The 14,348-nt window shown below is 39.8% G+C and carries 13 protein-coding genes; 2 read left to right on the top strand and 11 right to left on the bottom strand.

The annotated features are described in order from the left end of the window. Positions 1-65 precede the first annotated feature (65 nt). The 10 genes from ctaG to glsA all read right to left on the bottom strand — a co-directional run bounded on the left by ctaG (position 66) and on the right by glsA (position 12,549). Complete coding sequence (ctaG, locus tag MUO15_RS05475) at positions 66-965, bottom strand: cytochrome c oxidase assembly factor CtaG (protein WP_245034159.1); 900 nt, start codon at positions 963-965, stop codon at positions 66-68. Between the two features lie 235 nt (positions 966-1,200). Next, positions 1,201-1,524 carry a cytochrome c oxidase subunit IVB gene (gene ctaF, locus MUO15_RS05480; RefSeq protein ID WP_245034161.1) on the bottom strand — a complete coding sequence of 108 codons (324 nt, stop codon included), beginning with the start codon at positions 1,522-1,524 and terminating at the stop codon, positions 1,201-1,203. 3 nt (positions 1,525-1,527) lie between these two features. Continuing rightward, positions 1,528-2,151, bottom strand: a complete 624-nt coding sequence (locus MUO15_RS05485) for a cytochrome (ubi)quinol oxidase subunit III (protein WP_245034163.1) — start codon at positions 2,149-2,151, stop codon at positions 1,528-1,530. After that, positions 2,151-4,007, bottom strand: coding sequence for a cytochrome c oxidase subunit I (ctaD, locus tag MUO15_RS05490; RefSeq protein ID WP_245034165.1), 1,857 nt, complete (start codon positions 4,005-4,007; stop codon positions 2,151-2,153). The genes MUO15_RS05485 and ctaD overlap by 1 nt, the downstream gene beginning before the upstream one ends. Positions 4,008-4,050: 43 nt before the next feature. Beyond that, on the bottom strand, positions 4,051-5,127 hold the full coding sequence (gene coxB / locus MUO15_RS05495; RefSeq protein WP_245034167.1) for a cytochrome c oxidase subunit II: 1,077 nt from the start codon (positions 5,125-5,127) through the stop codon (positions 4,051-4,053). Positions 5,128-5,200: 73 nt separating this feature from the next. Next, positions 5,201-6,139 (bottom strand): heme o synthase, encoded by a 939-nt coding sequence (gene cyoE / locus MUO15_RS05500; RefSeq protein WP_245034169.1) that lies wholly within the window; start codon positions 6,137-6,139, stop codon positions 5,201-5,203. Positions 6,140-6,469: 330 nt separating this feature from the next. Further along, the gene (gene pyc, locus MUO15_RS05505) at positions 6,470-9,913 is read right to left on the bottom strand and encodes a pyruvate carboxylase (protein WP_245034171.1); all 3,444 of its coding nucleotides are present in this window, start codon (positions 9,911-9,913) and stop codon (positions 6,470-6,472) included. Then, positions 9,901-11,094, bottom strand: a complete 1,194-nt coding sequence (gene ftsW / locus MUO15_RS05510) for a putative lipid II flippase FtsW (RefSeq protein WP_245034173.1) — start codon at positions 11,092-11,094, stop codon at positions 9,901-9,903. The genes pyc and ftsW overlap by 13 nt, the downstream gene beginning before the upstream one ends. 157 nt (positions 11,095-11,251) lie before the next feature. Next, positions 11,252-11,533 (bottom strand): Fpa/YlaN family protein, encoded by a 282-nt coding sequence (locus MUO15_RS05515; protein WP_079529716.1) that lies wholly within the window; start codon positions 11,531-11,533, stop codon positions 11,252-11,254. A gap of 83 nt (positions 11,534-11,616) precedes the next feature. Then, entirely contained in the window at positions 11,617-12,549 is a 933-nt protein-coding gene (gene glsA, locus MUO15_RS05520; protein ID WP_245034175.1) for a glutaminase A, read from the bottom strand. An 85-nt stretch (positions 12,550-12,634) separates the two neighbouring features. Between glsA and MUO15_RS05525 the strand changes: the two genes are divergently transcribed. Next, positions 12,635-13,129, top strand: coding sequence for a hypothetical protein (locus tag MUO15_RS05525; RefSeq protein ID WP_245034177.1), 495 nt, complete (start codon positions 12,635-12,637; stop codon positions 13,127-13,129). Between the two features lie 87 nt (positions 13,130-13,216). Then, positions 13,217-13,798, top strand: coding sequence for a YhcN/YlaJ family sporulation lipoprotein (locus MUO15_RS05530; protein ID WP_245034179.1), 582 nt, complete (start codon positions 13,217-13,219; stop codon positions 13,796-13,798). Between the two features lie 46 nt (positions 13,799-13,844). On the opposite strand, the gene MUO15_RS05535 is transcribed toward MUO15_RS05530, so the two are convergent. Continuing rightward, positions 13,845-14,138, bottom strand: a complete 294-nt coding sequence (locus MUO15_RS05535; protein ID WP_245034181.1) for a hypothetical protein — start codon at positions 14,136-14,138, stop codon at positions 13,845-13,847. Positions 14,139-14,348 lie beyond the last annotated feature (210 nt).

The raw sequence follows: 14,348 nt of genomic DNA on the forward strand, positions 1-14,348 counted from the left end.
CTTTCTCCTTTTACAGTAAATCTCTAATGACTGGATATAATCATTTTATAAGACTGCTACCGGCATCATGTATCGGTTTGGACATGAGTTGGCAATGGATCAATTGTATCCCTTTCACGATTAAACCAGCTGAAAAAGATATGGGCAATAATAGCACCAAAAATAATCTCTTGTGTAACCTTCATAATGATTCCACCAAGCTGCTGATCTTGAGTTATCGGCATTGAGGTAAAGTATTCAGGACCACTTAATTGATTTGATAAACCAGCCAGTACATCTGTCGGTACACATAAGCTCATCGCTTGGAGCCAGGCACCTGATTGTGAATAAGTATCATAGAGTGGTGTCCCGGAGAAAATAATTAAACCACAGGCTGGCGTAATTAATACTCCATTAGCAAAAATAAAACCAATTTTTAAAATCGGGCTCATCCGATCAGTTTCTTCAATAGGAGGATAGACAGCCAACCACATACAAAAGGCCGTAAACAATATAACCGTAGTAATCACCGCATGGGCAATTTCGCTTGATTTAGCGTAATCGAATATATCTGGCATATGATAGATGGAAAACAATCCATTAAATAATAATAAAGAGATTAACGGCCTTGTTAACAGTCGTAAAACGGAACTGAGTACTGGAACATCAAAAACCTTTTTCCAAATCCACACAGGAATACCTTTAATGACTAGGAGTGGGAATAGTAAGTAATATAGTGCCATTTGAATCATGTGTGCTGTAAACATGATATGGGCCATTAAATCTATTGGAGCTCCTTTTATAATGTATAACAGAACCATGCCACTATAAAACATAACCTGTTGAAAAGTGGTAGGCTTTGATTCTCCTTGCTTCCGTTTTGGACCAGTGATTATGAAGTAAACGATAGAAAGTACTAAAACAAATAGCAAATAATAGGGACTCCACAAAGCTCGAAACCCGAATATTTGAAGTTCTAACCACATAGGTATCTCACCTCAGATTAAGTATATACTTGATACTCTTCCATTTTATCTAACTTTCGCCTAAAACACGAGTCTTGTCTGCTATCTTTTTTATTGTTCATAATTTAGACATAACTAAACGCTGGAAAGGTGTAAGCACACACTCTGGAAGTAATGACAAATAGGAGGAAATTCATCTTTTCTCACACCTTCTAACATAAGAAAAAGACCGGAAAATCCGGTCTTTTTTTCTCATTTACCACCAAATAATAGTGGTAAAAGTAATAATCGTTAACGTTGCAACACCAATACCGCCATACATCATTACAGCAACCATATCATGTCCTTTATTCTTCATATGCATGAAATAGTACAACTGGAAAAGCACCTGCACCACGGCTAGTAAGAGCAGTGTAGGAATAAGGAAATAGGAGTTAACTTCCAACAGAACCATACCAAAAGCAACGAATGTGAACAGAATCATCATAATAAAACTAATCACTTGCTGTTTCATTTCTTCTTTATTCTGCTTTTTTTCAAAGTCCATTTGTTGACTAGGGGATTTTGAGTGATTTGCCATCATTTAACCCACCTTTCCCATCAGATATACGACAGTAAAGATAAAAACCCAAACAACATCAATGAAGTGCCAATAAAGACTGGCAATATAAAACTTTGGAGCATTGTAAAGGTTAAGTCCACGCTTTGAATTACGGATCATCAGTGCAACAATCCAAGATAACCCAAATAGTACGTGGCCACCATGGAAGCCAACTAAAGTATAGAAGGCAGATCCGAAGGCTGAGGATTGAAATGTAAATTCATACTCGTGTACATAATGCATGAACTCATAAATTTCGAAGCCTAAGAAAGCTAAGCCCAATAGTACGGTAATGCCGAGCCACAGCTGCATCTTACCAAAGTCGTTATTTTTCATGTGGTACATTGCATACACACTAGTTAGAGAACTCGTTAACAGGAGCATCGTCATAATAAATACGAGCTCAAGTCCAAATAAGTTCTCAGGTGTATTCTCTCCCATTGTTGAACCATTTAATGCAAGATACGTACCAAATAAACTTGCAAAAAGTACGGTTTCACCGCCTAAGAAGAACCAAAAGCCAATAAATTTATTTTTTCCTTCAAGGGTGGCTTTTTCCGGCTCATGTGGCATTTGTTTAGGATTCAATACATCCTCATTACTCATTATTCGCCAGCCCCCTTCTCAAGATCTTCTTTATGAATATGGTGTCCAATGTCATCTTTCACTGAACGTGTAAGCATAGATCCAAGGGTGATCCCCATTCCAATAAACACGGCAATCAGCCACATTTTATTGTCAACTTGGTAGATGAACCCAAAACCTGCTATAAACAGACCTAGTGACATCATGAACGGCAGAATGGATGGATTTGGCATATGAATATCACCAAGTGGTTCAGCTGGTGTCATACCCTTCTTACCTTCGCTTTTTTCCACCCATAATGCATCGAGCCCACGAACGAGTGGGGTTTGTTTGAAATTATAATGTGGTGGTGGTGAAGGAATCGACCATTCTAATGTACGCCCATCCCATGGGTCCCCACTTGCCTGTTTTTCCTTTACGGCAGTGTAAACAATATTAATTAAGAAAACGAGTGTACCGATCGCCATTAAAAAGGCTCCTAATGTACTCACTAAGTTTCCTGTGTCCAGCCCCTGATTTGTTTGGAAAGTCCAATAACGGCGTGGCATTCCCATTAAACCTAAGAAATGCTGAATAAAAAATGTTAGATGGAAGCCGATGAAGAATAGCCAGAATGTCCATTTACCTAATTTTTCATTTAGTACTTTGCCAAACATCTTCGGCCACCAGTAATGAAGGGAGGCAAAGATTCCAAAGACTAAACCACCAACGATTACGTAATGAAAGTGAGCTACAACAAAATAGGTATCATGGTACTGGTAGTCAGCAGCAGCTGCTGCCAGCATAACCCCCGTCATACCACCAATGGTAAAGGTAGGAATAAAAGCTACCGACCACAGCATTGATGTGGTCATGCGAATACTTCCGCCCCACATCGTAAACATCCAGTTAAAAATCTTTATTCCGGTAGGGACTGCGATCGCCATTGTTGCTACAGCAAAAATGGAGTTAGCTATCGGTCCCATTCCAACGGTAAACATATGGTGTGCCCATACCATGAATCCTAAGAATCCAATCAGGACAGTTGCAAATACCATGGCTGAATATCCGAATAAACGCTTTTTAGAGAATGTAGAGAAAATTTCACTAAATGCCCCAAATGCTGGCAGTATCAAGATATATACTTCTGGGTGTCCAAAGATCCAGAATAAGTGCTCCCAAATAATAGCATTACCGCCTAGAGCGACGTCGAAGAATGCAGAGCCAAACATACGGTCAAACATCATTAGGAAAAGCCCGACAGTTAGTGCTGGAAATGCAAATAAGATAAGTGTACTTGTTACAAATACTGTCCATGTAAATAACGGCATACGCATAAAGGTCATACCAGGAGCACGCATGTTAACGATCGTAACAAGAAAGTTGATACCACCAATAAGCGTCCCCGCCCCTGATATTTGAAGACCCATTACATAGTAATCTACACCATGACCCGGCGAGGTCGTCGAAAGTGGTGCATAGTTGGTCCATCCTGCATCTGGAGCTCCTCCAGTGAACCAGGAAACGTTAAGAATTAACCCACCAAATAAAAACAACCAAAATCCTAGTGAGTTTAAAAAAGGAAATGCAACATCACGTGCTCCGATTTGTAATGGAACAACGGCATTCATAAAAGCAAATATAAGTGGCATGGCTGCTAAGAAAATCATTGTCGTACCATGCATTGTTATCATTTCATTATAAAGTCCAGCAGATATGAAGTCATTACTAGGCTCCATAAGTTGAATTCGAATTATCATCGCTTCAAGCCCACCGATTAGGAAGAAGAAACCACCTGAGACCAAGTAAAGATGTGCAATCTTTTTATGGTCCACCGTAGTTAAGTAATCCCAAATAGCAGCGCCGAGCCCACGATTTTGTGCAACAGCAGTACTCACGCTTTAACCTCCCTTAAAACCTCTTTCTCACCATTTAAAGTCATTATTCGTTACTACCTTCGTTGTTACTTCCCCCTGCAGATTCAGGAGTAATTTCAGAATGGTCTAATTGCAGCAGATAGTCTGCGATTTTACTTGCTTCCTCTTCAGAAACTAAGTTTGCCGGCATTTGGTTACCAGGTTTAATTTCATGTGGGTTAGTAATCCAATCCACTAAGTTTTCTTTTGTAGGATCAAGAATGCCTGCAATCATCGTACGGTTCCCAAAATTACTTAAATTGGGACCTACACCGGCAGCCGCGTTTCCAATCGCATGACAGCTCATACAGTTGTTTTGGAACAATTCTTGACCTTCTTGAGCAGAAGCCGTTTCAGGTTGTGCTTCAGGATCGATATTTTGCATATCTTCCTTCCACTGTTCAAATTCTTCTGGACTTACCGCTATTACTTTGAAGTCCATTAATGAGTGGGAAGGTCCGCAAAGTTCAGCACATTGCCCCCAGTATACGCCTTCCTCAAAGGCTTCTAAGTACATCGTGTTTACGTTCTCACCCGGGTTAGTATCCATTTTCCCAGCTATGGATGGAACCCAGAATGAGTGAATAACATCACTCGATTTCATGTCTAAGTACACACGTTCACCAGTTGGTATATAAAGGTCCTGGCTTGTAGCTATTTCCTGATCAGCATAATTAAAATGCCACCAGTATTGATTTCCAGTTACTTCAATAGTCAAAGCATCTTCATTACTCTGACCAGATTTGTCTGCTAAATCAAATGTCGCCTGAACAGTAGGAACAGCCAAGACTAGAAGTAAAATAATCGGTATAACTGTCCAAATTATTTCTAAGGCTTTATTTCCTTCTGTTTGTTTAGGAATGAAATCTTCCTGTCCCTTCTTTCGACGATACCGAATAAGTACAAACGTGTAAATCGCCATAACGATAACGAATACAAAAAGCATGATCGCAATACTGATCATCATTAGATCAAATATTAATTCCGATCCGTATCCTTCTGGCTTAAGTGCACTAATGTTATCAACTCCACATCCTGATAGGATGAGAGTTAATGCACCGAAAAAGATTAAAGAACGAAAATTTCGCATCCAACCTCTCATTGAGTGATACCTCTCTTTCTCTTTTGAAATCAATCTTATATTTTGGAACTAACTCCTATAGGAGATAGTTACATTAAAAAGGAAATGATAATGTGACTAGCACCATCGTTAAGAATAGGATTGTCAAATAGTTTAAAGAATAAACAAACATCCATTTTGCCCACTTATAGTCGTCTTTCATTATGAAGCCGGCCATTCCTAAAACTAACCAACCAAAAGACAGTGCAAAGGCCACACCTAAAAATATACTTCCTAATGAAACTAAGTAAATTGGCAATGGCAAGAGGCACGCCACGTAAACGACCATTTGCCGTTTCGTCATTTTGAAGCCATGTACAACAGGCAGCATTGGAATTCCCGCTGCTTTGTAGTCATCTTTCTTTCTCATAGCTAAAGCTAAAAAGTGCGGTGTCTGCCAAATAAACATGATCAAAAATAAAATGATAGCTTCTAATCGCAGTCCCGGTTCAATAGCAGCCCAGCCAATTAGAGGCGGAACAGCACCAGAAAAGCTACCGATAACTGTGTTAATAGTGTACTTCCTTTTGGACCACATTGTATAAAGGACAACATAGACAAACCAGCCGAATGCCCCGAATAGCGCGGCTTCGACAGTTGTGAATAACAGAATAATAAAACCAAGGCTTGTGACACTAATCCCCATCCATTTAATTACGTTTAACGGAATAGTTCCAGTAACGGTTGGACGAGTAACTGTACGGGACATTAAGTGATCAATATCTCTATCATACCAGTTATTTATGATACATCCACCAGCAATTAGGAAAGCGGTTCCGAACATTGTCAAAATAAATGTCAGCCAGTGTTCAGTAAAGCTTGCTCCTGTAAAATACATCGCAAGCCAAAAACCTGTAAAAGTTGTAATTAAATTGGAGTTTATAATTCCGACTTTAATTAAGCTTTTTATATCAGCTATCATAGAAGTTTCACGGACAGTCGACTTATTTATCATCTGTGAAGCTGCAGAATCAACTGTTCTTGGATTATCCATCGAAATATCTTCCCTCCTTCTACCTTTTATAGCATAGTCAAAAAAGCTATAAAAAAGTCATGATTCCCCATATTAGTAAACATTTCATGAGAAACATCAAAATAATTGTATCATGGAATTTAAGTTCTATCTATTTCTATATCACAATTTTATTAAAATGTGACAATTATGTGAACCACCTCTGAAGGGGCTTTACAGCTATTTATATAATAAAGCTAAAATTACACACCTTTATATTTCTAGCAAATTAATGGAAACAATGCAAGTTTTTTTGGGATAAAATTTAATTTAAAAACCCGGCTCATTTTCGGAGCCAGGTTTTTATTAGTTTTATTTAAATTCAATGAGTAAATCTCCGACATGGATCGCTTCATTGTTTTCTACATAAATATCTTTAATTTCACCATCGAAAGGTGCTTGGACCGTTGTTTCCATCTTCATTGCCTCTGTAATCATGAGATGGTCACCTTTTTTGACTTTCTCACCTTTCTCAGAAATTACTTTAACCACTGTTCCAGGCATGCTCGCTCCAATATGCTTGGTGTTGGATTTATCAGCTTTCGGCCGTTCCTGAACCGTAGCTTTCACATTTAAGTCTTTAATGACCACTTCACGAGGCTGACCATTCAACTCAAAATAGATCGTTCTCGTTCCATCAACTTGTGCCTCTCCAATAGAAACAAGTTTCACGATCAATGTTTTTCCTTGTTCAATTTCAACTTCAATCTCTTCACCCAGACGCATCCCATAAAAGAACGTTGGAGTATCGAGAACTGACATATCTCCATACTGCTCTGTAAACTTCTGGTGATCCATAAAGACTTTTGGATACAAAGCATGACTGATCAAATCAAAACTCGTCACTTGTCTGTCTAAGGTGTGGAACAAAGTTTCTTTTAGTTCTTTGAAATCTACAGGATCTAGTAGTTCACCAGGACGAACTTTTATCGGCTGTCTTCCTTTTAAGATAATTCCTTGCAGTTCGGATGGGAACCCTTCATGTGGTTGACCTAAATGACCTTGGAAAAGTTCAACAACACTATCAGGGAATGCCAAGGATTCCCCTTGCTCATATACGTCATCTTCATTTAGGTCATTTTGTACCATAAACAAGGCCATGTCCCCGACAACTTTTGAGGACGGCGTAACTTTTACGAGATCACCAAACATATCGTTTACTCTACGATACATATTCTTTACTTCATCCCAACGATCGGCTAAGCCCACAGCACGTGCTTGCTGCTGTAAATTACTATATTGTCCACCAGGCATTTCATGATGGTAAACCTCTGTATGCGGAGCCATCATGCCACTCTCGAAGTCTTTGTAAAACTTCCTCGTATCTTCCCAGTAATGGCCTAACTGTTCATAGGCGGATATATTTACATTCGGCTTACGCTCATTACCTTCTAGCGCGTAGTAGAGGCTGTTTGCACTTGGTTGAGAGGTAAGACCTGCCATAGAGCCGGTTGCGACATCGACAACATCCACACCAGCCTCAATCGCTTTTGCGTACGTAAAGATCCCATTACCGCTTGTATCATGTGTGTGCAAATGAATAGGTATATCAACTGTATCCTTCAAGCTGGAAATGAGCTGGTAAGCTGCCTCAGGTTTAAGCAGCCCTGCCATATCTTTAATTCCAAGAATATGAGCACCTGCATCTTGCAGTTCTTTTGCTAAGTTTTGATAATATTTAAGGTCATACTTTGGTCTAGAAGCATCCATAATATCTCCTGTATAGCACATGGCCGCCTCTGCCACCTTATTATTTTCACGTACAGCATTAATTGTCAATTTCATGCCTTCGACCCAGTTTAAACTATCGAAAATTCTAAATACATCAATTCCTGCATGTGAGCTCTTTTCCACAAACTCACGAATGAGGTTATCTGGATAGTTTTTATATCCTACAGCATTAGAGGCACGCAACAACATTTGGAAAAGGACATTAGGAGATTTTTCTCTAAGTTTAAGCAATCTTTCCCAAGGATCTTCATTAAGGAAGCGGTAGGAAACATCAAAGGTTGCCCCTCCCCACATTTCAAGGGAGAATAGATTAGGCAATAATCGTGAAGTCGGCTCTGCGATTGTTTGCAGATCCTTCGTTCTTACTCTAGTTGCAAGTAACGACTGATGAGCATCACGGAAAGTTGTATCTGTTAAAAGGACTTCATTCTGCTGCTTCAGCCATTCTGCCAAGCCTTCAGGGCCTCTTTCATCTAAAATTTGCTTTGTACCCTTAGGTATCTCTTCTGAATACTTTACTCGCGGAATCCGAGGTTTAGGGATCGTAGGCTTCTTCCTGCTCCCCTGACCTTCAAACCCATTTACAGTGCGGTCAGCAATATAAGTGAGCATTTTTGTTCCACGGTCTTTCCGCTTAGGAAATACAAATAATTCCGGTGAGCGATCAATAAATGTTGTATTATATTCACCTGATTGAAACTGATTATGCTGAATCACATTTTCTAGGAAAGGAATGTTTGTTTTAATTCCACGAATACGAAATTCTTTTAAATTACGTACCATTTTATGTGCTGCTTGATCAAAGGTTAATGCCCATGTTGATAGTTTCACAAGCAAGGAATCATAGTAGGGAGAAATGACAGCACCCTGGTATCCATTTCCAGCATCAAGACGAACACCAAATCCACCGCCTGTACGATAGGCCATTATTTTCCCAGTATCAGGCATGAAATTGTTAAGCGGATCCTCTGTAGTTACACGTGACTGTATCGCATACCCGTGCGTACGGATTTTCTCTTGCACAGGCACACCGACTTGCTCACTATGTAGGGCATGACCTTCTGCAATTAAAATCTGTGTCTGAACAATATCGACACCCGTGATCATTTCAGTAATGGTATGCTCTACTTGAACACGCGGATTCACTTCAATAAAATAAAATTCTTCGCCGGTAACTAGAAACTCCACAGTACCAGCATTTACATAGTTCACATTATTCATTAGTTTAACAGCTGCATCACATATTTTCTCTCTTATCTCATTACTAACAGATACACTAGGTGCAACCTCAACCACTTTTTGATGTCGGCGCTGAACAGAACAATCTCTTTCATATAAATGGACAATTTGCCCATCAAAATCACCAAGTATTTGCACCTCAATATGCTTAGGTTCTTCGATAAGTTTTTCAACGTAGACTTCTTCACTGCCAAAGGCTGCTTTTGCTTCAGAACGGGCTCGGTCATACGCATCCTCAAGCGTTTCCGCATTTCGGACAATCCGCATTCCACGACCGCCGCCTCCCATTGAGGCTTTAATCATCAACGGATAGCCGTTTTCTTCACCAAATTCACGCACAGCTTCTAATCCATCAACAGGACCATCCGTACCTGGAATGACTGGGATATCAGCTCTTACAGCCTGGTCTCTCGCTTTTACTTTATCACCGAACATATTTAAGTGCTCACTCGTTGGCCCGATGAAAATAATTCCTTCTTCTTCACATCGCCTAGCAAAGTGGATATTTTCTGATAAAAATCCATAACCAGGATGGATGGCATCCACTCCAACGCTCTTGGCTGTTTCAATCATTGCCTCGATATCTAAATAGGCATCAATCGGTTTCTTCCCCTCACCTACAAGATAGGCTTCATCGGCTTTATACCTATGGTAAGACCCTGAATCCTCTTTAGAATATACAGCTACTGTACGAATGTTCAACTCTGTACAAGCTCGGAAGACGCGAATCGCAATCTCCCCACGATTGGCTACTAGAACTTTGTTAATTTTCTTTAACTTTGCCATCTTCTCACTCCTTGTTGTTTTGTACGGTGGACTGGTTGTTCTCTTAATGGTTCATAAGTTTCTTGCCTTACTTCTTCTTTTACCTTTACGGTTCTTGCAATATTGTTAAGGATGCCCAAGGATGCCATCATGATTAATAATGATGAGCCTCCATAACTAACGAGTGGCAGAGTGACCCCGGTAATGGGTAATAATCCACTCATGGCTCCTAAATTAATGAAGGCCTGAATAGCAAATAATGATGATATTCCTAATGCCAGCAAGGAACCAAATGCATCTTTACAGCGCCAGGATATGTACAATCCTCTTAAAACAATGGTCGCTAACAACCCTACTGTAATAACTACACCTATAAAACCTAGCTCCTCTGCAATAACTGCCATAATAAAATCTGTATGGGGTTCAGGTAAATAACCTAATTTCTGAACACCTTGTCCTAACCCTTCCCCCGTTAACCCACCTGTAGCAATAGCCACGTAAGATTGAATTAAATGATAGCCATCACTTTGTGGGGACTCAAACGGTTGATAAGCACCTGAAAACCTGTTGAGCCTTTCATCAGTAACAAGTTGTGAACCCGCCATCAATAGGATTCCGCCCGTAACGACGACCAGAAGTACTATGTGCTTCCCCTTTATCCCCGAGCTCATAATCATGACACTTGCAAGTAAACCAATAATGGCAGCTGAGCCAATATCCGGCTGCATAATGATCAAACCTAATATAAGCGAAATGATCACCAAAGGTGGGAGCACCGCCTTGGCAAAATCTCCTATATACTTTCGTTTGTTTGCATATACAGAGGCTAAATAAATAATAATTCCGATTTTAACAAATTCAGCTGGTTGAAAATTCATCGGGCCTAAATCATACCAGGATTGAGCGTTATTCACCTTAATTCCAAAGAAAAATAGTCCAACTAATGAAATGACCATCAGTAACACGGACAGCTTAGAGAGCCGCTTCAAGTGCCGATACGGAAACATCGATATCAGGAACAAAACGATGATTCCCAGCACCATCCACTGCAACTGCTTAATTAAATAATAATTGCTTGGCACATTAAGGACGACTGGACCGTAAACCATACTTGCACTATAAACCATGACTGTACCGAAAGAGACAAGTGCAATAGGTGCAAACAGCAGTGTGAAGTCATAGGTTTTTAAACGTTGTAGCATATCATTCATCCCTACTATGTATATTTTCTCTAAAAGTTGTCACAATTCCTGCAAATAAGACAATTCTGATTATTTACTTGCAAAAAAATAAATGTAAGCGCTACCTGTACAAAAAAACTCAAATCACAACAAATACGTCGCAATTTGAGTTCGTCCGTCACGAATTTTGAGCGGCTTCATGTAAGACATTAAGTTGTTTTTCTAAGTTATCTAGTATTGCTTTGCCTTCCTCTTCACTGATTAAGTGCAAGCGCACAGCAAAATGTATCTCGCGTGACAACCCAAACATTTGTGTATCTAGAACTTCCTCATATAAAGGACACTGAGGCATAGTCAAGTTGTCCATTTGTACTTTTATTAAACGTAAAATTTTATCAGCATCAGCTTTTAGAAGGGCATAGGCCTTTTCACGATGATCCACAGCCACATCAGACAACATTAAGATCCCCTCCAGTTACAAACTATCTTTTATTAATAGTATCGTTTCATTTTAAAAAATGCAACTAACTAATGGAGATTCTACTAAAAAATCGAAAGATCGTAACGGTTCGACAGCATCTCAATTAACTTCAATCCGACCACACTATTTCCTTTAGTGTCAAGTGCGGGACCATAAACTGCAATCCCGCCAAACCCATTCACCGAACCCAAGACTCCGCCTGAGACACCGCTTTTCGCTGGAATTCCAACTTTAATTGCGAAAGCACCTGAGGCATCATACATTCCACATGTAACCATAAATGTCTTACAAATTCTCGCAAAATGCTTAGGTATAATTTGCCTGCCCGAATGTAAGTCCTTCCCCTCATTAGCAAACAGTGCACCAATTTTTGAGAGATGCCTTACATTTAATTCGATCGAACACTGTTTTGTATAGGCATCTAACGTTTCTTCAACACTTCCTGTTACAACTTTGTGTTGCTTCAAATAATAAAGCAAAGAACGGTTTAAAAAAGCTGTTTCAAACTCTGAAGAGGCTACCTCTCGACTAAAACTGATCGAATGATCGTCCGTCATCTCATGGATGAAACTCAATAACCTGCCCACCTTCTCGTCAGGTGTAACTCCACGAATCATATTCGACACGGCAAGAGCACCAGCATTAATCATCGGGTTTAAAGGTTTGGACGGACGGTGCTGCTCCAAACGGTAGATCGAATGAAATGGGTCACCTGTCGGCTCCATTCCTACACGGCCGAAAACATAATCCTCTCCATTATCAATCAGTGCTAATGCAAGGGCAATAACCTTTGAAATACTCTGTAGTGTAAAGCAGTTCTCCACCTTTCCGGCATGGATACACTCTCCGTCTAGATAGTATATCGAGACAGCCAAATCTTCAGGGTCCTGCTTAGACAAAGCTGGGATGTAATCAGCAACTTGACCATCATAAGCAAAGGGTCTAACGTTCTCAAGCCATTCTTCAAGGATTTCTTTCGTTAATTTTTTTCTCATCTCAAAATCCTCCTTGTATGAAATCATTTTCATTTTTTGCTATGCTTTATACGGAAAGATTTTAATTTGAAAGGTGGCGCATCACTTGATAGTACAATTGTCAGGTCAAGTAAAATTTCCTATCACCCTCGATCCAACCGTGTGGATTTTTGATGACCGTAAACTTACTTACGACGAGGTTTTCAATGGTTCAGAAGCTCCTGAACAAGAAGAAGTTGAAGACGAACTGAAAAGAAAGTCCCTTCGATTTGACCGGGAAGTATATCAACAAAAAATAAATCCTCCAGTTAACAAAAGTCTAACCCGAGCAGAAAAGGAACGCATTAAGACAGAAACTTTCTTAATGCCTTTACAACCTTTTATTCACACCAGTGAACCTGATCCCATGGTTAAAAAGGCTGTTTTAGTTACAGATAATGGAGATCATTCCATCGATACCGATGATTTATCCAATGCTTTATTATTATTTTCAATAGAAGGAAAACCATTAAAAGAAAATGGTCCTGTTCACCTGTATTTTGAAGACGGATCCAACAAAGAAGCACCGATTACAGGAATTAAAAAAATTATATTCGAATAGTTGGAGAGGACAGCAAACAAGCTGTCCTTTTTTGTGTATAAAACACCCGTATTTGCCACAAGCTATAAAAAAAAGTGAGTGTTCCGTATGAAAATGACAATGTTAATTATAGGTTTGATCCTGTTGTCTGCATGTCAGCAAACAGGTGAGAAACAGTTACTTCAAGAGCGCGAAGGCAGCAACTCTCATATGCAGTATGTAACCGACTCTGATCCAGTCGAAGAACCTGACAAGTCAAACCAACAGACAGCCAGACATTTAGCCAAGCTAGCTGTAGAAGTTCCTGGAGTTCACGACGCAACCGCTGTTGTGCTCGGATCTTACGTAGCCGTCGGGATTGATGTAGATAAAGACCTGGACAGATCACGAGTTGGTGTCATTAAGTTCTCGGTAGCCGAGGCTTTAAAGCATGATCCTTATGGCAAGGAGGCCGTTGTCATTGCAGATGCAGATGGTGTAGAACGCCTCAGGGGAATTGGAGAAAAGGCAGCACAAGGACATCCTGTAAAAGCCATTACAGAGGAACTAAGCGAAATTGTTGGTCGTTATATGCCAGAAGCTCCAATCGAAGATCAACCTGCACCGCCTGACACAAACAAACAGACTATTCCTAAAGAAGAAAAAGAAAAACTAGAACAGATTGAAGAAAAACAATCCAAGGAAAATTAGTTCAATTAAACGTTCAGTGCAAAAAACAGCTAAATCCTATGAGGATTTAGCTGTTACTTCTTTCTAGAATTTCCCGTTCCTTTTCTGTGAGCTCATTGTAGTATTGAACACCAAACTGTGAACCTTCGGAAACCATTTTTGAGTTTTCCGGATTTGAAGCCTCTGGCTGACCAGCCTCTTCAATTGGCATATCGCCTTGTTCACTATCTTGCGTCAAGTTTGCTTGAAAGGACTTGGCCTTATCTGTCACACGCTTACGGTTGTCTTCATCCTTCATAAAATAGGCTAATGTTCCCCCAGCTGCTGCACCTACTGCAGTAAAAATCCAACGCTTCTTCACAAAATCACCCTTTCCTTTCTTCTAGAGGATGTTCAAAAAGTCACCAAATGATAAGAGGCGAATCTCTTCTTTGGCTTGCTCTAATTTGGCAACTTTTTGAACACTCACTTCTAGCACTAATGTTCCCCAATTATTTTTATTAAAACATAAATCACAGTAGAAAATGCGCACTTTCTCTAAACATGTTATCATATAAGCATGAAAAGGTAG

This window comes from Halobacillus amylolyticus, assembly GCF_022921115.1.
GTDB classification, from domain to species: domain Bacteria; phylum Bacillota; class Bacilli; order Bacillales; family Halobacillaceae; genus Halobacillus_A; species Halobacillus_A amylolyticus.